The organism is Streptomyces sp. JLSY215, from assembly GCF_059682825.1.
Map to the genome: position 1 here is coordinate 8125283 of NZ_CM185022.1, position 26633 is coordinate 8151915.

The window sequence follows — 26633 nt, forward strand, 5'->3', positions numbered from 1 at the left end:
CGCGCAGCCGCGGTCATCTGTGGGGCGCCGGAAGCGCCGCGCCTCAGAGGGTCCCGTCGTCTCGAAGAAATATTCGGTCCGCGGAGGCGTGCGCTGATATCTTGCCGAAGTGGCGAAACTCAATCAGATCATTGCCGTGGAGAAGGGCATCAAGTCCAAGACTCATCAGGATTTGACGGCCGCTCACCATGGTTTGCAGAAGCCCGCGCTCCTGGCCGGCATCTCTCGCACCTATCAGCCCAAGGACGAAGAGGGCGAGCAACTGCCGCCCGAGGCGACGCGGGTGCAGGTGAAGGCCGAGGACGTGCTCCGCGATACGGCCGCGACGCTGACCCGGCTGTTTGATGTGACCGCCACCAAGGACTGGGCCAACTGCGCGGCGCGCGCCGATGTCCAGGTGGAGGGGCGGACGCTGCTGCGTCAGGTACCGGTGTCGTATCTGCTGTTCCTCGAGAAGCAGCTCACCGATGTGAATGCATTTCTGCGGAAACTGCCGGTGCTGGACGCTTCCGAATCCTGGGTGCAGGACCCCTCGACGGACGCCTGGAAGACCGAGCCCGTCAGGACCGTACGGACCAAGAAGGTGCCCCGTAACCATGTGAAGGCGGAGGCCACCGACAAGCATCCGGCGCAGGTGGATGTGTACTACGAGGATGTCCCGGTCGGTTACTGGACGACCGTGAAGTTCTCCGGCGCACTGCCCGCACGGCGGGTGAACGAACTGCTGGACAGGGTCGAGAAGTTGCAGCAGGCGGTGAAATTCGCCCGGGAAGAGGCGAATGGCGCCGACGTCACCGACGAACGCGTGGGTGAGGTCGTCTTCGGCTACCTGTTCGGGTAGCGTCTACAACTCCCCGGTCGCTTCCTTGCGGCCGGGGTGCGCGAGGAGCGCAAACTGAAACTGAAGTTTGTCGTGACGAATGCGGTTTCCAGTGGAGGTTCAAGCCCTCCCCGCGGCTTTTCCGGGCCGCGGTAGCCCAACTCGGCAGAGGCGGACCGCAATCAATCTCAGACTCTCGCTCCAGTCTCAGTATTCGCCACCGATCGCCGGATCGACCGGGCCGGGCCCGGTCGTCGGATGCCGGTTCAAGTCCGGCCCGTGCAGCTCTTTCCTCGATGCGCGGTAGTTCAAAGGCAGAACACGACGACATGATGACTGACCCGCGCTCTCAACCGTTCCGGCGTGCGCAATGCGGTGGCATCACAGGGCTCGGGGGCAGGCTACGCCCCCGGGCCCGCTCCATTTCCGCTCCATTCCAGGTCCTCCGGCCCCGGGCCGCTGCCGCCGCTACCCCAGCTTGCGGTCGAGATTGAAGGCGGCGCTGATGAGCGCGAGATGGGTGAACGCCTGCGGGAAGTTGCCTATTTGCTCGCCGGTGCGGCCGATTTCTTCGGCGAAGAGCCCGAGGTGGTTGGCGTAGGTGAGCATTTTCTCGAAGGCGAGCCGCGCTTCGTCGACGCGGCCGGCCCGGGAGAGGGCTTCCACGTACCAGAAGGAGCAGATGGAGAAGGTGCCTTCTTCGCCGCGCAGTCCGTCGGGGCTGTTCCGGGGGTCGTAGCGGTAGACCAGCGAATCGGAGACCAGCTCCTCGCCCAGCGCTTCCAGCGTGGCGAGCCATTTCGGGTCGGTGGGGGAGATGAATTTGGCCAGCGGCATCATCAGTACGGACGCGTCCAGGACTTTATCGCCTTCGTGCTGGACGAATGCCTGGCGTTCGGGCGACCAGCCGCGCTGCATGATCCGGCGGTAGATCGCGTCGCGGGTCCCCGCCCAGCGGGGCATGTCCGCCGGCAGACCGCGGTGCGTGGCGATCCGGATCGCCCGCTCGATCGCCACCCAGCACATCAGCTGCGAGTACAGGAAGTTCTGGATTTTGCCGCGGGTTTCCCAGATTCCCTCGTCGGGCTGGTCCCAGTTGGCGCAGACCCAGTCGACGAGCCTTCCGATGGTGTCCCAGTGATCGCTGGAGAGCGGCTCGCCCCATTTGTCGTAGAGATAGAGGGAGTCGATCAGGGCGCCGTAGATATCGAGTTGCAGCTGATTGACGGCGTTGTTGCCGATCCGTACGGGCGCGGAGCCGAGATGCCCTTCGAGGTGGCGGAGTTCTTCCTCGGGCAGTTCGCTGCGGCCGTCGATGCCGTACATGATCTGTAGCGGGCCGCTGCTGCTGTGACTCAGGCAGATCTTCTCCGACAGGAAATGCACAAACGCCTTTGCCTCGTCGGTGAAGCCGAGCCTGAGCAGCGCGTAGATGCAGAAGGCGGCGTCTCTCACCCATACGTAGCGGTAGTCCCAGTTGCGTTCGCCGCCGATCTGTTCGGGGAGGCTCGTGGTGGGAGCGGCCACGATGGCGCCGCTCGGCGCGTAGGTGAGGAGTTTGAGGGTGAGCGCGGAGCGGTGCACCATCTCCCGCCAGCGTCCCCGGTAGCGCGACTGCGACAGCCAGGTGCGCCAGTACCGCACCGTGGCGCCGAACAGCTCTTCCGCCTCCAGCACGGCGCAGGAACGCGGCTGGACGCCGTCGCCGATCCGGTCGAGCGCGAAGACGGCCGACTCGCCCTCCGCCAGCGTGAAGGAGGCCCGAGCGTCGGTGCCGTCGGTGTCGACCGGGACGCTGGAGGTCAGCGCGAGGGAGAGATCGGGGGAGCGGAAGAGCGTCTGCCCTTGCTCGACGCTGACCGTGTGGGCGTGCCGGCCGTAGTCGAAGCGGGGCGCCACGTGCGCGGTGAACGGCAGCGATCCGCGGACGCACAGCACCCGCCGGATCAGGCGGTGCCGGTCCGCCTCGCGCGAGTCGTCGACGATCGGCATGAAGTCCTGGACCTCGCCCACGCCGTTGTCGGCGAAGAAGCGGGTGATCAGGATGTTGGTGTCGGGGAAGTAGAACTGCTTGGTGCGGGCGGGCACGTCCGGGGCCAGGGCGAAGGCGCCACCGCGGTCGGCGTCGAGAAGGGCCGCGAAGACACTGGGCGCGTCGAAGCGCGCGCAGCAGTACCAGTCGATGGTGCCGTTCGTGCCGACCAGCGCGGCCGTGCGCATGTCCCCGATCAGGCCGTGCTCGGCGATGGGGGTGTAGCGGAGAGCGTCCGCCTTACGGGGGCGGAGGCTTTCGCAGGCGGTCATATGACCTCCCGGCGTGGGGGCGGAGCGCTGGCTTCAGGGTACCTCCGGGGGCGCGGCGGCGAGGGGCGAGCGGAAACGGGGCCCCTGGGGGGCCTCAGGGGCCGTGCGTCAGCGGACCGTCCCCGCGCCGGCGTGATCGTGGGCGTCCGCGGCACCGGGGTGGTTGCCGAGGTGCGCTTCGAGGCGGGCCTGGGCCGACCAGTTGTAGGGGCACAGCGGGCGAAGCTGGATGCGCTCGCTCAGCAGCGTCCGCGCGAGGTCGGCGTGGCCGGCGCGGAGCGTTGCCTCGACGAGGGTGCGCTGGACAGCGTCCCGCTGGGCGTGACTGCCGCCGAAGGTGTGCAGGCGGTGCCGCAGCGGCAGCAGCAGATCGGCGGCCCGGTCCCAGTCCCGCCGGCCGTAGGCGATCAGCGCGCGGCAGACCGGCAGGCCGATGTCGGTGGTCATACCGAGATTGGTCACGCCGGGTGCCGCACCGGCCACCCACCGCTGACGGTCGCGCACCAGCTGCTCGGCCTGGGCGAGACGGCCCGCCCCCACGTACGCCATCACGGCGTGCACGTCGTTGAAGGCGTAGTGGGCGCCGTCCTGGCGGCTCTCCCAGGTGTCGGCGAGCCGTGCCCACCGCGCGCTCTGATCGTGCTCCGCCAGATGGAGCCGCCACAGCAGGGCCGCGGCGTCCAGCAGCTGCATCGCCGCACCCGGTGAGGCGTCGTGGTGGATCGCGCGGTCGTAGATCTCCAGCACCCGCGCGGTGTCGCCCTGCGCCAGGGCGTACAGGGCGTAGTGCCACCAGTTGTGGACGGTGAGCAGGGTGCCGGCCGCCCAGTCGTCGGTCCGGGCGTCGAGGAAGCGGATCCCGTCCGTGAAGCGGTCCCGCATCTCGTAGGTGTGCACCGCGGCGTGGATTCCCCAGACGTCGCGCGGATGCCGGGCGAGCGCCGCCAGAGCGGCATCCTCGGCGCGCTCGTAGTGCCCGGTCTCCTCCAGGCCGAACGCGTACATGCCCAGCAGCGGGCCGCGGTGGCGGTCGTCGTCGCTCCAGGCGCCCAGCGCGCCACCGATGCGGTCGCGCAGCCGCGGCGCATTGCCGGTGAGGAAGTCGATCTGATGCCCCACGAAGAGCGCCAGCACATCGCGGGGGTAGGCGACGGTGAGGTCTTCCAGGAGGCGGCCGGCGCCGTGGATGTCGCCGTCCAGCCAGGCCGTTACGGCGGCCAGGTGCATCCGCTCGCGTCGCGTGGCGGCATCCTCGTCGAGGCCGGCGCGGAAGCGCGTGAACGCCTCCCGTGCGACGGCCGCGTCCTTCTCCTCGGTGGCCAGCACTCCCAGGTACGCGCCCAGGGCCTGTCCCATGACCGACCTCGGCGAGGAAGCGAGCGCCGCCTGCGCGCTCCCCACGACCTCGGGCCGGAAGAACAGCAGGTCATCGAGGGCCTGTTCATAGTGCGCGGCGGCCTCGGCGCCGGTGTCGCTCATGCGGTGCCCGTGACGGTCCGCTGTCATTGGCTGCTCCCGGGGTGGTCGCCGTCCTTCTGCCGCTCCATCGTGGCCGGTGGGCGGCGCCCGGGGAAAGAGCGACTCGGACGCCGCGGCGCAATTCCGGTCGCCGGACGCAGATCACCGTTGCCCGGTCCCCGATGACCCCGCCTGCCACAATCGCCCCATGGCTGAGCACGACACGGACCGCGGCTATCTGCTGGACAACCAACAGTCGGAGGCGGGCATCCGCTTCGGCGCCCTCGCCGAGCTGTTCGACCCGGTGACCTTCCGGCACGTCGACGGCCTCGGGATCGGTACCGGCATGCGCTGCTGGGAGGTCGGCGCCGGCGGCCCCTCCGTACCCCTCGGGCTGGCCGAACGGGTCGGCCCGACGGGCACGGTGATCGCCACCGACATCGACGTGTCCTGGACCCGGGACATCACCGGCGGCGCGATCGAGGTGCTGTGCCACGACGTGGCGACCGAGCCGCCACCGTCCGGCGGCTTCGACCTCGTGCACGCCCGGCTGGTCCTGGTGCACGTCGCCGACCGCGCCGAGGCACTGCGCTCGATGGTCCAGGCGCTGCGGCCCGGCGGCCGGCTGCTCCTGGAGGACGCCGACCCCATGCTGCAGCCGCTGCTGTGCCCGGACGAGTCGGGCCCCGAACAGCGGCTCGCCAACCGGTTGCGCTCCGGCTTCCGCGCTCTGATGGCGGCGCGCGGCGCGGACCTCTCGTACGGGCGCACCCTCCCCAGGGTGCTGCGCGCCGCCGGTCTGGAGGATGTGCAGGCCGACGCGTACTTCCCGATCACCTCGCCGGCGTGTGCCGTGCTCGAGGACGCGACGGTGCGACAGATCCGCGACCGTCTGGTGAAGGAAGGGCTTGCCACCGACGAGGAGATCGACCGGCACCTGGCGAACGTCGCCACCGGACGGCTCGACCTCGCCACCGCCCCGATGATCTCGGCGTGGGGACGACGTCCGTAGCCCCGGGAGAGTGTCAGTGGCATCGGCTTGGATGCCGTCATGACTGTTCATGATGTGGCCCGAGCGCTTCCTGACATTCCGGCCCTCCGGGACCTCTGCCGGGCGATGGCCATGGCCGAAGCGGTGCTGAACCCGGATGGTGAGCGGTACCACTCGTTCGGCCCGACGTGGTCGGAGACGGCGGAGATCGCGTCGATGCGCAACGGTTCCGGCGACGAGTTCGACGTCATTTTCTCCGGGGCGGGTGCCTATGTCCGAGGGTTCGACCACGAGTCGCCGATGAGCCCCTGGGCCGAGGACGCGCCGTGGCCGGGTGTCGTCGACACCGTCCCCCGGGCATTCCAGGAACACGTCGTGGAGCCGGCATTCACGGACGAGGGCATCCCCAGGGTGACTGCCTGCCTGTGGCGGGAGGCAGGCAGCGATCGCTGGCAGGCGGGAGAGATCGACTTCCCCGGCGGCCATCAGGATCCGGACGGTGCCGACCGGTTGTTCCGGTTGCTGACCCACCCGACCCCGGAAGCGTTCAAGGAGTTCGCCGAGGACCACTACGAGACGACGGTGGACATCGACCCACTGCGCCGGGTGTACGACCTGTGCCCGCTCAACCGGCAGACGGTCCGCGCCCTGAACGGCACGGCGTCCCTGACGGCCGTGGCAGCCGCGGCCACCGGGATCGGCTACCCCACCGATGCCGATCTGACGGGCTGACACGGCCTGACGCGCCGTGGCGGCAGGTCTGCCCCTGCCGCCACGGCTCACGACCCGGCGATCTCCCGTGCCGCCGCACACATCACCGTGATCCGGTGTTCGGGACCGAGCGTGCGCAGCGCATCGGCATGGGCGCGCTCCGCGAGGCCGGCCGCCTCCTGGGTGTCGCCCTTGAGCGCCAGCATCCGGGCCAGGTCACCGATCGCCTCGAGGGTGAACGGATGGCCGTCGCCCAGCTCCGTCCGACGCGTGGCCAGTGCCCGGCGGATCGAGGCGATCGCCGTCTCCTGGTCACCGCATTCCCAGGACGTCAGCGCGAAGTTGTGCCGGGCTGCCGCCGTACGGGGGTGATCGGGCCCGTAGTAGCCGATATGAGCCTGGAGGGCCTCCTGGGACTCCCGCCCGATCCGGTCCCAGCTGAGCTCGTGTACCTCGTCCACCACCGTGGCTCCGGGGCTCTGCGCGGCCACCAGCGCCACCCGCCTCGTGGCCGCCGCCATCAGGACGGAACGCACGGCGATGTCCTCGCTTCGCTCCCCGTGAAGGTCCGGCAGCAGATCCGCCAGCTGCCGGACGAGCCGCAGCGCGATCCCGAAGCGACCTCCCATGGAGTGGTGATCCAGCTCCAGATAGATCGCCTCGGCGGTCTCGGCATGGGCCGGCCCCAGAACGCGCTGTGTGATCTCACCGTATTCGCGGGCCAGTTGGATGGCCTCGGCGAGCCGGTGGCTCCTGCCGTAGAGCCCCGACAGACGCTTGCACGCTTCGGCGAGGAGCAGCGGTTCCTCGTCCGCCCACGCCCTCGCGGCGTCCAGCGCCTCCCTGAGCACGGGCTCCGCGCCCGACAGGTCTCCGCCGAGGTCGATGACCTTCCCCAGGGCGATGGCGTCGGCGACCGCGCGGACGTCCCGGAAAGCCGCCTGCGACGCGCCGTCCGCCGTCCTTCCGGCCCGCGCGATGCCCGTGGCGAAGGCCAGCGCATCGGCCCACCGGCCTGCCGCGTCGTGTGCGTCCCGCAGGCGGCGCGCCGCATCCAGCACCGCGTCGGCGGTGGCGCCGTTCTCCAGCAGCGCAAGGACGTGCGGCTCCACCAGCCGCGCCATGCCCGTGTCACCGCCCTCGGGCACGGCCCTGTCCACGAGCGCGACGGCCGCCTCGTACAACGGCGCGCGCCGCTCGGGCGGCACCCCCGCCGCGACCGTCTCCAGCAGCAGACCATGTGCCGTCAGACACCGTACGGGCCGGCCGCCCGCTCCACCGGGCACCTCGATCAGATCCACCAGCGATGCCGACAACAGACCCTGCAGCCCGGCTTCGATCCGCTCCGCCGCGACCCCGGGCACGCCCACCGCCAGCACCGCGGAGGGGGCGAGCAGGCCCACCGGCACCGGTGCGTGCCCCCAGCACGCCAACAACCGCAGTACGCCCAGGGCTTCGGGGAGACCGCGCTGCGCCAGGGCATCCAGCGACAGCTGCCAGGTGCGGCTCAGCCGCTCCCGCGCCCCGCTCTCCAGGCCCGCCCCGCGATCGAGCAGGCCCACGGGATCCTCGCCCAGCCGTACCAGGTACTCCTCGACGGTCCAGCTCTCCAGCACCTGCTGCGACAGAAACCCTCCGGCCAGGGTCAGCGCCAGCGGATGACACCCCAGCCGCTCCGCCAGCCGCACCGTCGCCTCCGGCTGGTGCTCGCCGGGCGCCAGATCGTGGAGCAGCTGCGCCGCCTCCACCACAGGCAGCTCGGCCACCCGGTGCATCCTCGCCCGTACCCCGCTCCAGGCCGGGTCGATGGCCTGACGGGACGTCACCAGCACCGTCCCCCGCGGCGAGGCGCGCAGCCAGCCGTCCCGCAGCGGCCGCGGGTCGTCGGCGTTGTCCAGCACCAGGAGCCACGGCTCCGCGGACGCGTCCAGCCGCTGCCACACCAGGTCGGCCGCCGCCCGCCGCCCCTCCTGCGCGGCCCTGACCTCCTCCGGCGTCGCTCCCCGGTCCGCCGCCACGGCAAGCATGCCCGCGCGCAGCTGCGACTCGGTGGAGGCATCCACCCACAGCGCCACCCCCGACGGGGCCGCCTGGTCGAACAGCCACCGTGCCACCGCGGTCTTCCCGCAGCCGCCGAAACCGTGCAGCACATGCACTCCGCCGCCGGCGCTCAGCGCGGCCACCAGCTCCTCGCGCAGTTCCTCCCTGTCGCGCAGCGCCGTGCGCAGCGGTGCCGACAGCGGCACCCGCACCGAGGCGGGACCGGTTGCCGCCCGCGCGGCCTGTGACGCGCCGTGGTGGTGGTGTTCGGTGATCTGGATGTCCCGCTCGGACTGGAAGATCCGCCCCTGTCCGTAGGCCGCGGCATGCGGCGCACGATCCTCGCTCACGACCCCGCCGTCCCATCGACACGCAGCGCGCGGCCACTTCGGCCAACCCCGCTTCCGCCGGCCCCCGTTGCCCCGGCCGTATCCGCTGCCACCGCGATCCGTGCACCCACGGACGTCCCCCTCCAGCCCACATCATCGACAGCGTCACCCTAGGCCAACCGCCCCCCTGAGAACACCGGCTGACCAGCCCGCTCCGAGGGAGCGCGGCGCCCCGCGTGGGCTGCCGCTCCGCCGACGGGAATTCGCTGGAGTGCCCGGCTCGCCTTTCTTGGGTTCCTCCCACACGCGAGGTGCGTGGCGACCTTTGCGGAAGGGAGCTTGATGAATATGGCCCGCCAGGCGCTTCATCAGCCTGCCCGTGTCCGGGCCGTGCGGACAGCCCGCGGCCCGGTCGTCCGAACGACCGGGAGTCTTCCGTGTCTTCCTTCTTCTCACCGGACCCGTCCGCGTGGTGATGCCGGGGGACCGGCAGCACCGCAGAACGCCGCTGCCGGTCCCCGCCCGTACGGCTTGCCCCTGCCGCCATGTCAGGCCCGACGGCCGCGACCGGTCCGCCCCGGCCGTTCGCCGACACCGATGCCGGACGGGAGGGTGCCGGGCCCGGCGGCGTGTCGCCCCGTTCACCCACCCGTTCACCCACCTCCGCCGACCGGCCCCCTCGGCAGCGCCGCCGTACGCAGGCACGCGCACCCCCCGCACCCGCAGCGCTCCTCCCCATGGCGCACCCGGTGGCATCCCCTGACCGCAGCCCGCCAACAGGCGCGGAGCGCCGCTGGTCGGCAGGGTGGAGGCATGAGCGACTCACCCCCGCCCCGCGTCCTGCCGCAGCCCCCGGCACCAGGTGCCCGCCGCTGCGCCGTCCCCGTCCGCCGCCAGGCCCCCACCGTGTCCCGGGCCGCCTCGATTCCACGGGACTGAGATGGTCACGGCGCTGAACCGACGCCTGGGCGTCGGACTCCTGCACCATGCCCACACCCTTCCCGACCACATCGCGCTGACCATCGGCCGGCGCGAGTACACCTACCAGGAGGTCGCCCACACCGCCCGGCAGTGGGCGGCCCTGGTCGTCGAGGCGGCCGGACCCCGGCCGCGGCGGGTCGGTGTCCTGGCCTCCCGCAACCAGGCCGCCTACCTGGGGGTGGCCGCCGCGCTGTTCGCCGGAGCGGCCTTCGTCCCGCTGAACCGCGCGCTCCCCCCGCGGCGGACCCGGACCATGCTGGAGCGGTCTGGCCTCGACGCGCTGATCGTCGACGAGGCGTCGCTGCCCCAACTGCCACAGCTGCTGCACGGCCTGCCTCGGCAGCCCGCCGTACTGCTGCCCGACAGCCTGCGTACGGACATCCCGCCGCTCGGCGACGGCCCGGTCCTGGACGCGGCCGATCTCGCGGCCGCCGCTCCGCTGGAGCAGCTGCCCGACCCCGGCCCCGACGACCCGGCGTATGTGCTCTTCACCTCGGGCAGCACCGGTGAGCCCAAACAGGTCCCCATCACCCACTCCAACGTCCGGTCCTTCCTCGACACGAACCAGGACCGCTACCGGCTCACCCCCGACGACCGGCTCACGCAGATCGGTGATCAGACCTTCGACCTGTCGGTCTTCGACCTCTTCATGGCCTGGGAGAACGGCGCACGGGTCTGCGCGATGGACCCCGGGGAGCTGTCCGCACCCTTCGCCTACCTGGAGCGCAACGGGATCACCGTTTGGTTCTCGGTGCCGTCGGTGGCCGCGGCACTCCGCGAGCGGGGCGCTCTGACGCCCGGATCGATGCCCACCCTGCGCTGGAGCCTGTTCTGCGGCGAGGCACTGCCCAGGGCGACCGCCGAGGCCTGGCAGGCCGCCGCGCCCGGGTCGGTCGTGGAGAACCTCTACGGTCCGACCGAGCTGACCATCGCCTGCACGGTCTACCGCTGGGACCCGCGGCAGAGCCCCGCGCTGTGCGTGCACGACAACCTGCCGATCGGCCTGCCGTACCCCGGCCTGCAGACGCTCATCGTGGACGAGGACCTGACGCCGGTCGCGGACGGCGTCACCGGCGAACTGTGCGTGGCCGGCCCCCAGACCACGCCCGGCTACTGGCAGGCGCCCGGGCCGAACGCCGAGCGCTTCTTCGTCCGCGACGGCAGGACGTACTTCCGCACCGGCGATCTGGTGCGGATGCATCACGGCCAGTTGGTCTGCATCGGCCGCAACGACCAGCAGGTCAAGGTCGACGGCTACCGGATCGAACTGGGCGAGATCGAAGCGGCGCTGCGCCGGCACGGAGCGGTGGACGCCGTGTGCCTGATGTGGCCGGACCCGGCCACGATCACCGCCGTGATGTGCGGAGCGACGGATCCGGCCGCCGTGGCCGCGGCGTCCGCGGACAGCCTGCCGCCCTACATGGTGCCCAGGTCGGTACGCGCCATCGGGGCCATGCCGCTGAACGCGAACGGCAAGGTGGACCGCACCGCGCTGCGACGCTGGCTGGACGAGGGGGCGGCCCGTGGGTGACACCGGAACCCGCTGGGGGCGGGCGCGCTGCCGTGGCCCTCTGCACATGACGCTGCGCCACATCCGGTCGGCAGATGATCGTTTACCACTGGCCGCGGACAGAACAATCCACTAACATCACCCGACGTGAACACCGGACCGGCGCTACGCCACACACGGATTGGCCTCCCGGTGGAGGGCTGATCGCATCGCGGGTGCGCAGTAGGCACCCCAGTAGGCGCCCTCGCAGTTCGGCACGCGGACCTCCCAGTGCTTGTGCACGGTGAATCCCTTTTCCGCGTCGAACACCAGCGAGGCCAGCCATATGACAGTCACGTTCAACCACACCATCATCGCCGCCAAGGACCGCAACGAGTCGGCTCGGTTCTTCCGAGACCTGCTGGAAATTGCGGAAGCACCGTCCTGGGGCCCGTTCATCAACATCCAGCTCACCGATGGCGTGCTGCTGCAGTTCGCCGAGCCGCCGGTGGACATCCAGATGCAGCACTATGCGTTCCTCATCGACGACGAGCTGTTCGACCGGGCGTACCAGCGACTCTGCGACGGCGACATAGAGCACTGGGCCGATCCGCAGATGCGACGCCCCGGCGAGATCAACAACGAGCACGGCGGCCGCGGGGTGTATTTCAAGGACCCCGCCGGTCATGCGATTGAGCTGATCACCCGCCCGTACCTGTAACCGTTGACAGCGCCTGGCCGGGCACCCGAAACGCGGTGCCCGGCCGGGCCACCGGTCGACGGGAACGCACGGTGGCTCGCCCGCTCGCCTGCCCGGCCGGGGTCACGGGCACCTGTCGCCGATGTCGGGGCTTCAGCGCCAAGGGCGTTGAAAGGTGATGCCCAGGTGCTGGAGAAGACCTTCACGCTGCTCGGCCGTGGCCAGGACCATGATGTCGTCGTGGAGGTACGCGCCATCCCGCTCGACGCAGCGGAAGTCCCGGGGGTCATCAGGAGGGCTGAGCGCTTCGATGGCGTCCTGCGCTGCTCCCATGTCCAGGTAGTCGTTCGACTCCTGCTGGATGCCGAAGGAGAGGGGCGTGCCGTTGCATTCGAAGTGCATCGTCCCCAGGCCGCAGTCCTCGTCGTCCGGGTTGTCCTTCTCGAAGCGGTAGTGGGAGATGGTGACCTTGCCGCCGGTGAGGGCGGCTGCCTCGTTCAGGAGCCATTCGTAGTGCGCGTCGGCGAAGTCGACATCATCGGTGTGGAGGGACACGGCCAGGCCGAAGTCGGGGAGGGCGCCGGCAATCACGTGGCGCCGATTGATCGGCTCGGTTGCGTAACTGGCGGCTTCCTCCAGGACGTTGTGGGCCTTCTCCCGGGTGATCATTCCGAGCTCGATGAGGACTTCGGCTATCCGCACATAGGTAATCGGCTGAACGTTCGGCATGCGGGCATCCTGTCAGCCGCCGCGGAAGCCCGCGCAGCGTTTCCGGCGGAGCAGGTGCGTCCGGCCGACGCCGCTGCGCACTCGCTACGCTCTGACCCGGGCGCGGTCGGGCGGCCCGCGATGCGTGCCGCTCAGCCGATGGCGACCTGCTGGTCGTGCTCGATGCGGGTGAGGAAGAAGTCCCGGACGTCCTGGGCGAACAGCTCCGGCACCTCCATCGCGGCGAAGTGGCCGCCGCGCTCGAACTCCGACCAGTGCCGGATGTCGTACAGTCGCTCGGCCAGCGGTCGCACCGACTGCGTGATGTCGTGCGCGAACACCGCCACCCCCATCGGCACCGGGCACGGCTCGATCCGCCGCGGCGCCTCGCGGTGCAGCCGCGCCGAGGAGGCCGCGGTGGCGGTCAGCCAGTACAGCGAGATGTCGGTGAGCATCCGCTCGTCGCTGATCTCCGAGCGCGGGTCGGTCCAGTGCGCGAAGCGCTCGGCGATCCAGGCCAGCTGGCCGACCGGCGAGTCGGTCAGCGCGTAGCCGATGGTCTGCGGGGTGGTGGCCTGCAGGGCCTGGTACGGCGGGCGATTCGCCATCAGCTGCCGGACCTTGTCCAGCCGGGCTTCATCCGTCGCGGACAGTTCGATGTTCGCATCCGGGTCCGGCCGGGTCGGCAGGTAGTTGACGTGGACTCCGACGACCTGCTCGGGTGCCACCGCGCCGAGCGCCGTGGAGATGCCCGAGCCGAAGTCGCCGCCCTGCGCGCCGTAGCGCTCGTAGCCGAGACGGTGCATCAGCTCGGCCCAGGCCCGCGCGATGTGGACGATGTCCCAGCCGCGCTGGTGGGTCGGCCCTGAGAAGCCGTAGCCCGGGATGGACGGAATCACCAGGTGGAAGTCGCGCGACAGCGGCTCGATCACGTCGAGGAATTCCAGGAACGAACCGGGCCAGCCGTGGGTGAGGATCAGCGCGAGCGCGTCCGGCTTCGCGGACCGGACGTGGACGAAGTGGATGTTCTGGCCGTCGATCTCGGTGGTGAAGTGCGGAAGCTCGTTGAGCTTGGTCTCCTGTGCCCGCCAGTCGTAGTCGGTGCGCCAGTACTCGGCCAGCTCTCTCAGCCGCGCCAGCGGGAAGCCGTAGTCCCACCCGGCATCGGCGACCTCGTTGGGCCAACGGGTGCGGGAGAGGCGGTCGGTCAGGTCGTCGAGGTCGGCCTGGGGGATGTCGATGCGGAACGGCTTGATCATGGTCTGCACTCCAGAGGGATCCATCGTTCGTGACACTAACGTTAGTGGTGCTAATGAAATTAGGCTGTTAGTGCCACTAACGCAAGAGGTGGAGGACCCCCCCGTGAGCCCGACTCCTGAATCCGCCCCGTCCCGGCTGCCGACCTCAAAGAGCCCGCCGACGCCGCATGCATCCGCGGCGAACTCGACCCCGCCGACCGACGCCGCAACGTCATCACCCTCACCCCCGCCGACCGCACGGGGCTCGATAGCTCATCTGCCCGCGTCGTCCCGAGGAGGCCGCAGCCGCGAAGTCCTCAAGGCTCCCGGCGGGTTACTTGTTGCCCGGTGTCCGGCCCAGGACTCCGGGGGCGTTCAGGGCGAGCCTCCAGGTCTGCCAGGTGGTGATCCGGTTGATGATGACGATGATCAGCACGCCGGCGGCCGCGTCGAGCGCCGTGCCCAGGGTGGCCATGTTCGCGGTGCTGCGCAGCCCCTCCAGGGTGATCTCCTTCGCCAGGTAGAACTTCACGAGGGCCCGGCTGGTCATCGTGTCGGCGACGAACAGCAGCCACCAGACGGTGACCAGACCGCGAAGGGCCGACTGCCGGGGCGCACTGACCCGCCAGATGTCCGACACGACCTGGTACGGGAACCACAGACTGGCCGGCGGGGTGATCCAGCCGGCGATCACCCAGGCTCGGGACCGGCGCTGCGTGGCGGGGCCGCCCGACAGCTCGGCGTTGATCCGCGCCCGCCACAACCAGACCAGGAACACCACGCCGCTCGCGAGGTACACCACGAACCCCGGTATCGACACGTACGACGAGAAGGTGTCGGCCGCCTCGAGGTCCGCGACCGTCGCCTTCCCGGCTACGAAGTCGCGGACGACGATGTAGTTGCGCCAGTCGGACGCCGTGCTCAGCGCGCCGCCCACGACCGCCAGCGAGACCAGTGTCGTGGCGGCGCCGGCGATGCCGGTCAGCTTCCTGGGCTGTTGCTGTTGCTGCGCGCCGGCCGGGCCCGCACCCATCGGCGTGCCCTGCTGTGGACCGTCCACGATCCCCCCTGGGAAGTTCGTGCGACCACCGGACATTCTTCGGGTCGGGAGGATGGTAATGGGCGCCGCCCTGTTGTGTCGCCGGTCAGTGCCAAGTCCGTTCGCTGGCAGGTGCCATCTCCGCCAACTCCGGCCTCTGCCAGGCCTGTTCTTTGCCATGGCCTGCCAAGTTCCTGCCGAGTCACGGCTCTTCGGGCAGCGTGCGGGACCGCCCCACCGAACGGCGCTACCGGAGGCCGAACAGCTGCAGCGCCCGGAACCCGAGCCAGGACAGCAGGGCCAGGGCCCCGACCACCAGGGAGCCTTTCCCCAGCGACTTCTGGGCGGCGAGGCCGGCCCGCCAGGCCATCGTCCGTTTGCGGACCCCCACGGACGCCAGGGCGGCCTTCATGGCGCGGGCCAGGTGGAGCATGGGCGTGAGCGGGGCCGCCATGATCGGGCTGCCGTTCACGGCACGGATCCAGCGGCGCACGAGTGCGGCCCGCGAGACCGTGGCACCTGGCACCGGCCCCACCGGGTGCACTTGGGGCGTTCCCTCGCGGTCGAAGACGATGACGGCGGAGGTCCAGGCATCGCTTCCGGCCAACTCGCCCAGCCGGGACGGCGCCGGCAGGTGCTCGTCCAACCGTTCGGCCACGCCCGGCAGCCCGGCCGGCACCAACAGGACCAGCTTGCGCGCGGGCTGGGTGGCGCGGGCCCGCTCGACCTCCCACCACAGCCCGTCGCCCAATCCCAGGCGTAGCACGATGAGTTGGGACAGCTCCATCAGTCGCAGCACCGCGGGCTGCCAGTCGTCGCGCGGCAGGTAGAACCGCGCCGCCCCCAGCCGCGGCAGCGGCTCCCCGGGCCTGCCCACCGCGATCACCGGGCCGATGGTGCCCAGCGCCCCGGCGAGCTGTTCCTCCCGCGAGTGGATATTGGCGAACGCCCCGTCGTCGACCTGGGCAGCGGTGTCGTCGTCGGCGAAGCTGCGCAGGTAGAGCACGGGCCTGCGGCCGTCGGCCAGCAGGGCCTGGGCCGCGCCGCGCGCCGAGCGCGGGCGGGTGTGGCGCAGGATCAGGACCCCGGCCCCCAGCGCGGCCAGGCCACCGGCCAGCAACAGCGCCTGGTCCTCCAGCGACATTTTGTAGCCCTGTTGCTGCGAGCCCTGGGCGGCGAAGGCACCCACCGCGAACAGCGCGTACCCGACGCCGCTGCCCACCAGGAACACCGGCCGCTGCCACCACGGCTGACGCGGCACGAACCGGCTGACCACGTCGACGACCTCCGCCGCGCCCGACCGGCGACGCCGCCGCAGCCACCGCACCGGTACGAGCAGCGCCACGGCAGGCGCCACACAGCACAGCGCGGCCGTCCTCGACGCGCTGAACTCCGCGTCGAGCCGCGCCCGCTCCCGCCCGACCTCCGCCGCCAGACCGGCGGCACGCTCGCGGGCCCGGGAGATCCTGCCCTTCTCGGCGTCCCCGGCGGCGGCCGAGACCGCGGACCGGCTTCCCCCTGGCGAAGCGTTCTCCTTGAACCACGTGTCTTCCTGACGGATCTGCGCGCGGGCGGACACGTCGCCGTCGGCGTAGCGGTCCAGCGCGGCGGTGAACGCGGCGGCCCGCGCCGGCGCGCCGCGGAAGCGGTCGTGGGCCCGCAGGTCCATGCCCGCGGTGATCGCCAAGTGCAGCGCGACGTAGGCAGTGACCAGCGCGACCGCCGTGACCAACCGGGCGAACGCCCGTAACCGCGAGGACATTTCGGCCCACCCCTCACTTCGCCCCGCCACCGCCGTCCAGCGAGGAACGCGTCCGTACATTTGTACCGCCGCCTCGGTCCATCGGCCGCGGCCAGTTCAGGCCGCGGTCCCCGGCCGGGCGGCACCGCGCGTGCTCGCGGGCACCCGCTGCTCGGCCGGGAGGCCCCGGACAACGAGCGGCCGACCGGGGCGGATCAGTCGCTGCGCGGCCGGCGCGTGCCGCGATAGGCGACGGTCGCCAGCGTGATCACGGCCAGTACGGCGGCGGCGGTGAGGATCGCGGGCGGCGAGAGGACGCCGGTGCACAGGGTGATCACATAGGGGGCGAGGAAGCCCAGGTAGGCCACCGTCCAGAAGTACGAGGTCAGACGGGCCAGTTGAGGTGCCGGCGCGACGGCGGCGACCTCGGTCAGACCGTAGGCGACGCACAGGCCGTAGCCGGCACCGAGCACCACCGAAGCGACCAGGGCGATCACGGGCTGGGCCAGCGCCGCGGCCAGCGCGGAGATCAGCAACCCGAGGGCGATCGCGGCCAGCCCGCTCACACCTGTGGCGATGCGGTGCCGGGCGGCGAGCGACCGTGCGAACGGCGCCACGATGATGCCGGCACCGGGCGTGACGGCGGTGATCACACCCGCGTACACCGTCTCCCAGCCCTTCAGGCCGCCGTCGACCAGGCCGGGCAGCGTGGCGAAGGCCACCGCCGGCGCGAGGAACACCCACGGCGCCACGGGCACGACCAACCGGCGGAAATCGGCCGCCGAGGCGCGCAGCTCCTCCCGTGCCACAGGGTCGGGTCCCGACGACGCCGCGCGGGAGCGGGCCGGCGAGGACTCGGGGACCCGTGCGGCGCTCAGCGCGGCAACGGCGGAGAGGACGAGGTGCGGGACGTAGGCGATGACCATCGGGTGCGGGGCCCACTGGGCGATGAGGGAGGCGACCAGGCCGCCGGTCGCGAAGCCTGCGGACAGAAACAGCCCCGAACGACGGGCCGCCACCCCCGGATGGGGGGCGGTGCCGTGCGGAGGCGAGGAAAGCTCCTTGATCCACGCGCCGCCCGCCGCCAGCAGGGCGCCCGCGCCGATCCCGGTCAGGAAGCGGCCGGGCCACAGGAAGGCGGGGGCGGCGGGGCCGGTCATCAGCAGGCAGGTGGCCAGCGCCGAGGTGCCCAGCGCCAGGAAGACGACGGGGCGGCGGCCCCGCCGGTCGGCAAGCGGTCCGCCGAGCAGCAGACCGGGAATGAGCCCGAGCACATAGACGCCGAACAACGCGTTCGTACCGGCCGTGGTCAGGCCCAGATCGCTGCGGTAGGCACCCAGCAGGGCCGAGAACTGGTTGGCGCTCCATCCGGAGGCCGTCATCACCCAGCCCGCCCTGAGCCAGTGCCGGGGCCCGAGCGCGGTCTCGTCCGGCGGCGGGCAGGGGAGGGGAGTGACGGGGGGAGCGAGAGGTACGGCGTGCTTGCTCATACCGACGTTGTACGGGCAGGTCAGCGCCCTGCGCTGCCTCCGTTCAGGAATCCTGAACGCCGTCGGGGCCGGCCGCATCGCAGCCGTATCGTGGCCGGTATGGATCTGCGGAAGCTGTCTTCGTTCCTGGCGGTGGTCGAGGAGGAGCACTACGGACGGGCCGCCTCCCGGCTCTTCCTCTCACCGGCCGCCGTCACCCAGCACGTCCAGCAACTGGAACGAGAACTCGGCACCCGGCTCCTGGACCGCGGCAACGGCCCCGTGTCGCCGACCGTCGCCGGACAGCGGCTCGTCTCCCACGCCCGCGCCCTGCTCGCCGCCGCGAACGCGGCCGTCGAGGACGTGACGGAGGCCGCACTCGCCCCGCCCGCCGCCCGTCCCCTGCGGGTGGGCATCATGGGGCACGGCTCCGCCGAGGTCACCCCGGCAGCCGTCAACGCCTTCCGGCGGGCCCGGCCCGACGTGCCGCTGGAGCTGGTCCAGCTGACCTTCACCGAACACCTCAGCGCGCTGCGCGAGGACCGTGTGGACGTGGCCTTCGTCCGGCCGGCCTTCGAGGCCGAGGGGATCGACGTGGACATCCTCACCGCGGAACAGCGCATAGTCGCGGTCCCGGCCCGCTCCCCCCTGGCAGATGCCGCCGCGACCGGCGTCCACGTCAAGGACGTCATCGACCTGCCCTATCTGCAGCTGCCCCCGCACACGCCCCGCACCTTTGCCGACTACCTGTACTTCGAGACCGGCGAACACCGCGCCCCCGACTACGCCCTCACCCCGCACGACGTCCTCACCAGCGTGGCGGCGGGCCGCGGCGCCGGCTCCGGACTCATGTCCTTCGCCCGCTACTACCCCTGGCCGGGGGCCTGCTACGTCCCGGTGCTCGACGCCCCCTGCGCCCACAGCGTCCTGGCCACCCGCACCACCGACACCACGCCCGAGGTACGCCTCTTCCGCGCGCTGACCGTGGCCCTGGCACGCGAGATGGGGACCCGGGGCGGGGAGGGATGGCGCCCGGTGGGGCGGGCGTGAAGCCCGGTCGTCCAGGAAGCGGGAGGTTCCCTGGCGGAGGTGCCCGGCGACCTGGCGGGCGTCGATGCGGCGCGGGCCGTCGGCCGCGGCGTCGCCGGCGGACGCCTTCGTGAACAGGTGAGAATTCGGGTGAGATCGGTGCGACGATGCGAAAGACTCGAGCCGACCGATGAATTCTGCCAGGCGTGCCGGTCTCCATCCCGTATCCCCGCCCACGTCCGTGCCGACAGCCCCTGGCTGCGAGGCGACTGTGACCAGGAACCCCAGTGAGGTGCTGCCATGACAGCTGCGATCCAAGAACGACCGGCCGTGCAGCCGGCCCGAATACCGACCGTGGTGCGCCTGCTGGTGCTGGCCACGTTCGTGGTGATCCTGAACGAGACGATCTTGATCAACGCCATCCCGCGGCTGATGGACTCGTTGCGCATCACCGAGCAGTCGGCGCAGTGGGTGTCCACCGCGTTCATGCTGACCATGGCCGCCGTGATTCCGATCACCGGCTGGTTCCTGCAGCGGGTCACCACCCGTCAGGCGTACGCCATCGCGATGGGCGTGTTCCTCGCGGGGACCGCCCTGTCGGCCGTCGCGCCGTCCTTCGAGGTGCTGCTGCTGGGCCGGATCGTGCAGGCCGCGGGCACGGCCGTGATGATGCCCCTGCTGATGACCACGTTGATGATCGTGGTGCCCGAGCACGACCGCGGCCGGGTGATGGGGAACGTCACCCTGGCGATCTCGGTGGCCCCCGCGCTCGGACCTGCGGTGTCCGGGCTGATCCTGCAGGCCGGCACCTGGCGACTGCTGTTCGTGGTCGTCCTGCCGATCGCGGGTCTGGTGACCGTGTTCGGGCTGCGCAAGATGGACAATATCGGCGAGCCGCAGGTGAGTTCCATCGACTGGCTCAGCGTCTCCATGGCGGCGCTCGGCTTCGGCGGCCTGGTGTACGGCCTGAGCCTCCTGGGTGAGACCGGCGGCAAGGTCGGGCTCGGTATCGGCATCGTCGTCGCCGGGATCGCGGCAATCGCGGTCTTCGTCATCCGCCAGCTCAAGCTGCAACGCACCGGTGTGCCGCTGATGGATCTGCGCACTCTCCGACACCGCACCTACGGCCTTTCCCTGGCCCTCATCTCCATCGGATTCCTGGCGATGCTCGGGTCGATGATCCTGCTGCCGCTGTATCTGCAGAACATGCGCGGGCTCACCCCGCTGGAGACCGGCCTGCTGGTCATGCCGGGCGGACTGGCCATGGGGCTGCTGGGGCCGACCGTGGGTAAGTTGTTCGACCGGTTCGGCAGCCGGCCGCTGGTGCTGCCCGGCTCGATCGGCATGGTCCTCGCCCTCGGCGGTTTCACCCAGGTCTCGATGACGATGCCGTACTGGCAGGTGCTGGGACTGCACGCGCTGCTGATGGTCAGCCTGGCCGCGACGTTCACCCCCGTCTTCACGCTGGGCATGGGCGCGCTGCCGCCGCATCTGTACTCCCACGGCAGCTCGATGCTCGGGACGTTGCAGCAGGTCGCCGCGGCGTTCGGGACCGCGCTTGTGGTGACGGTGATGTCCGCGCGCAGCAGCCATCTGGTCGCCGACGGCGTCGCGGCCGTGCCCGCAGCGCTGAGCGGGATGAAGCTGGCCTTCGCCATCGCCGCCGCGCTCACCGTGGTGACGGTCGTCGTCGCCGCGAAACTGCCCCGCCGGATGGCTGCCGCCGACGCCCAGGAGCACGGCACCGCCGCGGAGCAGCCCGCCGCATCCTGAGGTCGCGGTCGATCCGGCCCCGGTTCGTATTCGGACCGGGGCCGGATCAACCGACCGACCGCTCTCACCGCACTTCACTTCACCGCACTTCACTTCACCGCACTTCACTTCATCGGACTTCGCCTCACCTCACTTCGCCCCGACTCAGGCCAGCCGGTAAGCCGAAAAGGTTAAATAACTGGGCTAAATGCCGGGGTAATGGCTGTTAGGGTTCGGGGCGGAGGTAGCTATGGCGAGCGAGGAAGAGCTGTTCGCATCGGTGGATGCGTTGCTGGAGGAGGAGCCGCAGCTCCCGCCTCCTGCGGAGCGTGCCCGACTGCGTGCCGCGGCCGGCATCACCCAGGCTCGCCTGGCGCAGGCACTGAAGTCGACGACCCAGACGGTGAAGAACTGGGAGAACGGCCGCTCCGAGCCGAAGTCGCCGCGCCTGGAGGCCTATCAGCGACTGCTGACCGGCTGGGCGGCGAAATACCCCGCCCACGACACCCCCGCCGCCGCGTCCGCCTCTGCCCCCGCTCCTGCCGCCGCGGCTCAACCGGCCCCGGAGGCGTTCACCGCCCCGGCCGCCGAGCCGGAAACCCCGGGACCGCCGCAGGCTGCGGCCGTCCGGAGCGCACCGCGGCCTCCCGTCGTCCGCGCCCGCCCGGCAACGCCGTCGCGCCGCCCGAGCGCCAAGAAGCCCGCCGGGCCCGCGCTCGACCCGCGCTTCCCCCACGGTCCGCTCGCCGTGCTGGACGGTGACGGCTCCGCCTACGGCGTGGACGGGATCGTGCTGGACTGCCCGGCGACCTCCGTCCCGGAGCTGGTGGAGTGGACGCTGACGGAGTCCGGTCTCGGGGCGCCGAAGCTGCACCGCAACGGCAAGGACGCCGACCCGTTGATCGTCCTCACCGCATCCGCAGCCGTGCAACTCGGGCTGCCCGAGCGCCTGGAGGGGCCCGAGCAGCGCCGCTCGCTGCGCCTGCCCGAGGACCACCCGGTGGTCAAGCAGGTGAAGAAGGCGAAGTGGCAGCTGACGCAGCGGGGGTTCGGCCCGTGGGCGCGGATCTACCGCCCGGCGCAGGACGGCCGGCGCCAGTGCGTACAGCTCGCCGTCCTGTCCTGGGACGCCCTTGACCCCCGCTCCTGGCCGGGGGTGGCGGAGATGGCACCGGCCGACATCGCCCGCGTCCTGGGCGTCTACGCCCAGCGCGTCACCACCCCCCGCGGCTCGACCGCCGTCTCGGGGCTGGAGCTGATGACCGCACTGCGCCCGCCGACCCGCGCCGTGCAGGACAAGGCCACCGGCCAGTGGGTACCCGGCCACAACCCCGGCTCCCTCGGTACGGAGGCGGTCGATCCGGCACCACCGGAAGCCACCGCCGAGCACCCCGTCGTGGTGGGCTCCGGCTGGACGGGCGGCTTCCTGGACGAGGAGGCCTACCAGTGGGTGCGCGACGTCGACCTGCTGAGCGATGAGGAGTGCCTGCTGCCGTTCGCGGTCGGCCTGGACCTGAACACCGCGTTCCTCGCCGCGGCCGCCCGGCTCATGGTCGGCCTGTCCGGCCCCGACCACTTCCACCACCCGGCCTTCAACCCCAAGATCCCCGGTTCCTGGCTGGTGGACCTCTCCCATGTGGAACTCGACCCGCGCCTCCCCTCGCCGTTCACGCCGTCCGGCCGACGGCCGGACGGCCCGGCCTGGTATCAGACGCAGACCGTCGCCTACGCCCAGGAGCTCGGCTACAACGTCGCCCCGATCGAGGCCTTCCTGCGCCGCGAGACCGGCGCCTACCTCGACCCCTGGCACGACCGCCTCAAGACCGCCTACGGCGACACCCTCGCCGACCTCGGCGTCACCAAGGACCTCACCGACACCGAGTTCCTCGCGGCGATGGAGCGTCACAAGGACGCCGACCCGGGCCTGGCAGCCGTCCTTGCCGCGATCAAGGCCACCGTCAAGGGCGGTATCGGCAAGCTCCGCGAGCGCCCGCAAGGCCGGCGCTACAAGGAAGGCGACAGGTGGCCGGCCCTGGAGCGCCCGACCTGGCGGCCGGACATCCGCGCCGCGGTCATCTCCAAGGCGCGGGTCAACATGCACCGCAAGCTCCTCAAGACCGCCGAGGCGACGGGGCTCTACCCGCTCGCCGTGCTGTCGGACTGCGTGGTCTACCCCTCGCCGGGCCCCGGCCCGCTGGACTTCCTGCCGTACACCACCTCCGGCAAGCCCCTGCCCGGAGCGTTCCGCCTCGGGTCCACGCCGGGACTGGCGAAGCTGGAGGGCGTCCAGGAGATGTCCTGGGCGGTCGACCTGATGGAGCGGGGCTTCAACCCGGCCCGCCACATCAAGGGCGGCGACGCCGTCCTGGACGAGGGGGAGTAGCCCGTGCGAGAGATCGACGACGCGATCGAGCGCGCCGACCGCGAGGGTTTCACCCGCGAGCCGCCCAAGTCCACCCAGGCCCGTATCAATTTCCTGCTCAAGCAGCTCAAGACGACCAGGGCAGTCGCCCAGGAAATCGGGGTCACCCAGCGCTCGGTCGAGCGCTACCGCACCGGTCAGCGCAAACACCCGCCCAAGCCCATCGCCGACCGGATCGACGCGGCGGTCCGCTCCCGCTGGCAGCCCCAGGTCCGCAAACGCCGCCGCAAACAGGCCGCCACGACCACCGGCATCACCGTCGAAACCCGCGCCCGGTTCGGCTACACCGCTCCCATCGGCACCACCGACGACGGCCGCTTCCGCCGCCTGACCGTCCACCTTCCGCCGGCCTACGCGCAGCGCCTGTTCGACGCCCGCGACCAAGGCGCCGGCGACCAGCAGATGCGTCAGATCGTCGCCGACGGATTCAAGGAGGTCTACTTCCAGGACGGCGGAACCCGCGCGATGGGACTCTCGGATGTCGCCCTCAACGACATCGACTACCTGGACCTGGACTTCTGAGAAGATCCGGGAACTGATTCCTCTGACGGGCCACGCCGGTTGGCCGGGCGGCGCCTCAGCAGGCCGCTCCGACGAGAGGATCAGGGGATGTCCGACGCGTCGACGGTAGCGGTGTCGTCGTCGGAGGAGTGCTCGGCCAGTTCGGTGGCCCAGGTGGCGGACCAGTCGATGAGGGGGCTGAGCGCTGTGTGGGCCTGTCGCCCCAGCGCGGTGAGGGCGTAGTGGCCGTCGGGGGTCTGGTGCACCAGGCGCGCCTCGATCAGTTCGACGAGGCGTTGACGCAGCACGCTGGAGGACATGTCGCCGCAGCGTCGGCGCAGTTCACGGAAGCCCAGGGCGCCATCGTTCAGTTCCCACACCACGCGCAGGCTCCATCGCCGGCCGAACAGATCGAGCGCGGCCATGAGGGGGCTTCCGGTGGTCGAGCCACGCACCGGCCGTCCTGGTTTCGGTGTGACCATCGCGCTCCTCCTGCGCTCCTGCGGACCCACGCCCCTGGCGTTTCGGATTTCGAAACACTAACATCGCCGCGCGTTTCGGAAACCGAAACACCCGGCATGAGGAGCACGGCATGACGACGTTGACCACACCTCTGTGCCGGCAACTGGGCATCGACGTACCCGTGGTGCAGGCACCCATCGGGTCCGCGGTCACCACGGAGCTGGTGGCCGCGGTGGCCAACGCGGGCGGACTCGGCACCCTTGCGCTGACCTGGGTGACACCCGAGGAGGCGGTGCGCCGGATCCGGCAGGTTCGGCGGACGACGCCGAGGCCCTTCGCCGCGAACCTGGTGCTGGACTTCCCGGTCGACGAGCTTCTCGACGCCTGCCTGGCGGAACGCGTGCCGGTCATCTCGACGTTCTGGGGCGATCCCTCGGTCGTCGCCGAACGTGCACACTCGGCCGATGCCCTGCACCTCCACACGGTCGGTTCCGTCGCCGAGGCCGAACGCGCCGCTGCCGCGGGCGTCGACGTGATCGTGGCCCAAGGGTGCGAAGCGGGCGGCCACGTCCGCGGGGAGGTCACCACGATGGCGCTGGTGCCCGCGGTCGTGGACGCGGTGCACCCGGTGCCCGTCATCGCGGCCGGCGGCATCGCCGACGGACGCGGGCTCGCCGCCGCACTGGCACTCGGGGCCCAGGCCGGATGGCTCGGCACCCGTTTCCTGACGGCATCCGAGGCGGCCACGCACGAGGTCTACCGTCAGGCCGTGATCCGGGCGGCGCCGCAGGACGCGGTGCACACGCGGTGCTTCGACGGCGGCTGGTCCAACGCCCCGCACCGTGCGCTGCGCAACTCCACGCTCCGCGCCTGGGAGGCCGCGGACCGCCCCGCCGTGCCGAACCGCCCCGGGGAAGGCGCCGTGGTGGCCCGGAGCGCCGACGGACGGGTCTGGTTGCGTTACGACGACATGGTCCCCGTACCCGGTATGTCGGGCGACCTGGAGGCTCTCGCCCTCTACGCGGGACAGAGCGCCGGGCTCGTCCACGACGTCGCCCCGGCGGGCCGCATCGTGGCCGACATCGCCGCGGATGCCGCAGCCCTCATGCGGGGGACACGGACCACCTGACACTCTCGGCTCCGTGCCCACCACGCCGCCACCGCAGCGCGCCACACTGCGAGTTCGCCGACCTGCGACGTTGCGATGAAGTTCGCGATCACGGACGGCCCAGACCTCGCCCATGCCTCCGCGGCCGAGCAGTTCGGTCGGTTCGTACCTGCCCGCGATCAGGGCACCCGCTCCACCCGCCGCCCTCAGTGACCTGTCCACGCCGAAGAATGCAGCGCGACAGATCACGCCGACATTCCACAGACGGTTCCCCCAACCGCCCTGAGCTTCCTGGCCGGTGCCCCGTCGAGGAGACCGGGTGCCGTTGCGCAGCACGTGGACGATCACCATCTGACACCCGCGAGACTGTGCCGCCATGCGGCCCAACTGCCCAGCCTGATAACGGAGCTCGTTCCGAGACGATCAGTTGACGAAGCCCCCATCACGAGCCCCCATCGCAAACCCCCATCACCTGCCGCTCCACCGGACCAAACCTGAGTACCGGTACTCATGCGCATCACCACCAGCCGCGGCACCCTGCTCCCATGACCGACACCCTTCCGGCCCCGGAACGCCGACGTCCCTGGTCGCGCCGGACACGCCTGGGCGTGGACCTCGCCCTCGCGATCCCGCTGTTCCTGTTGGAGACCGGATGGCTCGTGCTGGACTGGATATACGGCTACGGCCTGGAGGTATGGGCAGCGCAAGGCGACCGAGCACAGATCGACGCGGCCGGCCTCGCGCACATCGGGCGGATACGGATGCTGCTGATCGCCCTACTCGTCCTGGCGGTTCTCGCGGCAGTCTTCCGTGCCCGCTGGACGGTGATCGCACACCTGTTGGTGGCCCTCCTGGCAGGCGGATCGCTGACGGCCGCGCAGCACGAGTGGGACCACAGCCACACCCCGCCACCCGGATGCATCCGCTACAGCGCGAACTGCTGAGACCGCGTCGGCTGTCCTGCGCTTCGGGGCCGAGCGCTACGCCGCTTCCGGGACCGGAGGTGGGTTCATGAGATGGATGACACCCGTTACTGGGATGTGCCTGCTGACCAGGACGTGATGGGTCACGGCGAGTACACCGTCACCGTGTTCCTCCCGCGGTTCCCTGACCACTCCGGTGGCTGGCCGGCGCATGTCGCAGTGCGGGCCCGCCGGTTCGCGGAAGAGTTCGTGACGATCGAGCAGGCCTTGGAAGAGACGCCGCAGGTCGAGGCCGCGGAGCGGCTGTCGGTGTTCTGGGTCCAACGCACCGAGGAGCACGTCGCTTTGATGGAAGAGGTCTGGCTCAATACGGGCTGAGCGGCTCGGTGTGCCAGGGCGGGGGAGCGGACCGCGAGTC

22 protein-coding genes are annotated in these 26633 nt (G+C 71.0%); 12 read left to right on the forward strand and 10 right to left on the reverse strand.

Annotated elements, in window-relative coordinates; all coding sequences use genetic code 11:
- Positions 1-109 precede the first annotated feature (109 nt).
- A complete protein-coding gene (locus AC5677_RS36090; RefSeq protein ID WP_497192099.1) occupies positions 110-841 on the forward strand; it encodes a DUF7873 family protein in 732 nt (243 codons plus the stop codon).
- A 447-nt stretch (positions 842-1288) separates the two neighbouring features.
- Here the strand turns inward: AC5677_RS36090 and AC5677_RS36095 are convergent, their stop codons facing one another.
- Together AC5677_RS36095 and AC5677_RS36100 are read right to left on the reverse strand one after the other, a co-directional pair.
- Complete coding sequence (locus tag AC5677_RS36095; RefSeq protein WP_497192100.1) at positions 1289-3124, reverse strand: glycoside hydrolase family 15 protein; 1836 nt, start codon at positions 3122-3124, stop codon at positions 1289-1291.
- A 108-nt stretch (positions 3125-3232) separates the two neighbouring features.
- Positions 3233-4603 carry a tetratricopeptide repeat protein gene (locus tag AC5677_RS36100; protein ID WP_497192101.1) on the reverse strand — a complete coding sequence of 457 codons (1371 nt, stop codon included), beginning with the start codon at positions 4601-4603 and terminating at the stop codon, positions 3233-3235.
- A 187-nt stretch (positions 4604-4790) separates the two neighbouring features.
- On the opposite strand from AC5677_RS36100, the gene AC5677_RS36105 reads away from it, so the two are divergent.
- Complete coding sequence (locus AC5677_RS36105) at positions 4791-5594, forward strand: class I SAM-dependent methyltransferase (protein WP_497192102.1); 804 nt, start codon at positions 4791-4793, stop codon at positions 5592-5594.
- Positions 5595-5633: 39 nt separating this feature from the next.
- The gene (locus tag AC5677_RS36110; RefSeq protein ID WP_497192103.1) at positions 5634-6305 is read left to right on the forward strand and encodes a hypothetical protein; all 672 of its coding nucleotides are present in this window, start codon (positions 5634-5636) and stop codon (positions 6303-6305) included.
- A 47-nt stretch (positions 6306-6352) separates the two neighbouring features.
- Here the strand turns inward: AC5677_RS36110 and AC5677_RS36115 are convergent, their stop codons facing one another.
- Positions 6353-8674: a tetratricopeptide repeat protein gene (locus AC5677_RS36115; RefSeq protein ID WP_497192104.1), complete on the reverse strand. Its 2322-nt coding sequence runs from the start codon at positions 8672-8674 to the stop codon at positions 6353-6355.
- 919 nt (positions 8675-9593) lie between these two features.
- On the opposite strand from AC5677_RS36115, the gene AC5677_RS36120 reads away from it, so the two are divergent.
- Positions 9594-11165: an amino acid adenylation domain-containing protein gene (locus tag AC5677_RS36120; RefSeq protein WP_497192105.1), complete on the forward strand. Its 1572-nt coding sequence runs from the start codon at positions 9594-9596 to the stop codon at positions 11163-11165.
- Between the two features lie 144 nt (positions 11166-11309).
- On the opposite strand, the gene AC5677_RS36125 is transcribed toward AC5677_RS36120, so the two are convergent.
- On the reverse strand, positions 11310-11480 hold the full coding sequence (locus AC5677_RS36125) for a hypothetical protein (RefSeq protein ID WP_497192106.1): 171 nt from the start codon (positions 11478-11480) through the stop codon (positions 11310-11312).
- Between AC5677_RS36125 and AC5677_RS36130 the strand changes: the two genes are divergently transcribed.
- Complete coding sequence (locus tag AC5677_RS36130) at positions 11470-11844, forward strand: VOC family protein (RefSeq protein ID WP_497192107.1); 375 nt, start codon at positions 11470-11472, stop codon at positions 11842-11844. The genes AC5677_RS36125 and AC5677_RS36130 overlap by 11 nt on opposite strands.
- A gap of 132 nt (positions 11845-11976) precedes the next feature.
- Here the strand turns inward: AC5677_RS36130 and AC5677_RS36135 are convergent, their stop codons facing one another.
- From AC5677_RS36135 to AC5677_RS36155, 5 genes are all read right to left on the reverse strand, one after another.
- Positions 11977-12552, reverse strand: coding sequence for a hypothetical protein (locus tag AC5677_RS36135; RefSeq protein WP_497192108.1), 576 nt, complete (start codon positions 12550-12552; stop codon positions 11977-11979).
- Between the two features lie 131 nt (positions 12553-12683).
- Positions 12684-13790 (reverse strand): epoxide hydrolase family protein, encoded by a 1107-nt coding sequence (locus AC5677_RS36140; protein ID WP_497196887.1) that lies wholly within the window; start codon positions 13788-13790, stop codon positions 12684-12686.
- 313 nt (positions 13791-14103) lie between these two features.
- The gene (locus tag AC5677_RS36145) at positions 14104-14829 is read right to left on the reverse strand and encodes a DUF4328 domain-containing protein (protein ID WP_497192109.1); all 726 of its coding nucleotides are present in this window, start codon (positions 14827-14829) and stop codon (positions 14104-14106) included.
- A gap of 226 nt (positions 14830-15055) precedes the next feature.
- Positions 15056-16570, reverse strand: coding sequence for a transferase (locus AC5677_RS36150; RefSeq protein WP_497192110.1), 1515 nt, complete (start codon positions 16568-16570; stop codon positions 15056-15058).
- A gap of 194 nt (positions 16571-16764) precedes the next feature.
- A complete protein-coding gene (locus AC5677_RS36155; RefSeq protein WP_497192111.1) occupies positions 16765-18039 on the reverse strand; it encodes an MFS transporter in 1275 nt (424 codons plus the stop codon).
- A 99-nt stretch (positions 18040-18138) separates the two neighbouring features.
- On the opposite strand from AC5677_RS36155, the gene AC5677_RS36160 reads away from it, so the two are divergent.
- From AC5677_RS36160 to tpg, 4 genes are all read left to right on the forward strand, one after another.
- Positions 18139-19068 (forward strand): LysR family transcriptional regulator, encoded by a 930-nt coding sequence (locus AC5677_RS36160; protein ID WP_497192112.1) that lies wholly within the window; start codon positions 18139-18141, stop codon positions 19066-19068.
- 279 nt (positions 19069-19347) lie between these two features.
- The gene (locus tag AC5677_RS36165) at positions 19348-20820 is read left to right on the forward strand and encodes an MDR family MFS transporter (protein ID WP_497192113.1); all 1473 of its coding nucleotides are present in this window, start codon (positions 19348-19350) and stop codon (positions 20818-20820) included.
- 229 nt (positions 20821-21049) lie between these two features.
- On the forward strand, positions 21050-23182 hold the full coding sequence (gene tap / locus AC5677_RS36170) for a telomere-associated protein Tap (protein WP_497192114.1): 2133 nt from the start codon (positions 21050-21052) through the stop codon (positions 23180-23182).
- Between the two features lie 3 nt (positions 23183-23185).
- Positions 23186-23743, forward strand: coding sequence for a telomere-protecting terminal protein Tpg (gene tpg, locus AC5677_RS36175; RefSeq protein WP_497192115.1), 558 nt, complete (start codon positions 23186-23188; stop codon positions 23741-23743).
- 80 nt (positions 23744-23823) lie between these two features.
- On the opposite strand, the gene AC5677_RS36180 is transcribed toward tpg, so the two are convergent.
- Positions 23824-24204, reverse strand: a complete 381-nt coding sequence (locus AC5677_RS36180; protein ID WP_497192116.1) for a winged helix-turn-helix transcriptional regulator — start codon at positions 24202-24204, stop codon at positions 23824-23826.
- Between the two features lie 110 nt (positions 24205-24314).
- Here AC5677_RS36180 and AC5677_RS36185 point away from each other — a divergent pair, with 110 nt between their 5' ends.
- From AC5677_RS36185 to AC5677_RS36195, 3 genes are all read left to right on the forward strand, one after another.
- Entirely contained in the window at positions 24315-25313 is a 999-nt protein-coding gene (locus AC5677_RS36185) for an NAD(P)H-dependent flavin oxidoreductase (protein WP_497192117.1), read from the forward strand.
- A 524-nt stretch (positions 25314-25837) separates the two neighbouring features.
- Positions 25838-26236: a DUF6234 family protein gene (locus tag AC5677_RS36190; RefSeq protein ID WP_497192118.1), complete on the forward strand. Its 399-nt coding sequence runs from the start codon at positions 25838-25840 to the stop codon at positions 26234-26236.
- A 72-nt stretch (positions 26237-26308) separates the two neighbouring features.
- Positions 26309-26593 (forward strand): DUF6333 family protein, encoded by a 285-nt coding sequence (locus tag AC5677_RS36195; RefSeq protein WP_497192119.1) that lies wholly within the window; start codon positions 26309-26311, stop codon positions 26591-26593.
- Positions 26594-26633 lie beyond the last annotated feature (40 nt).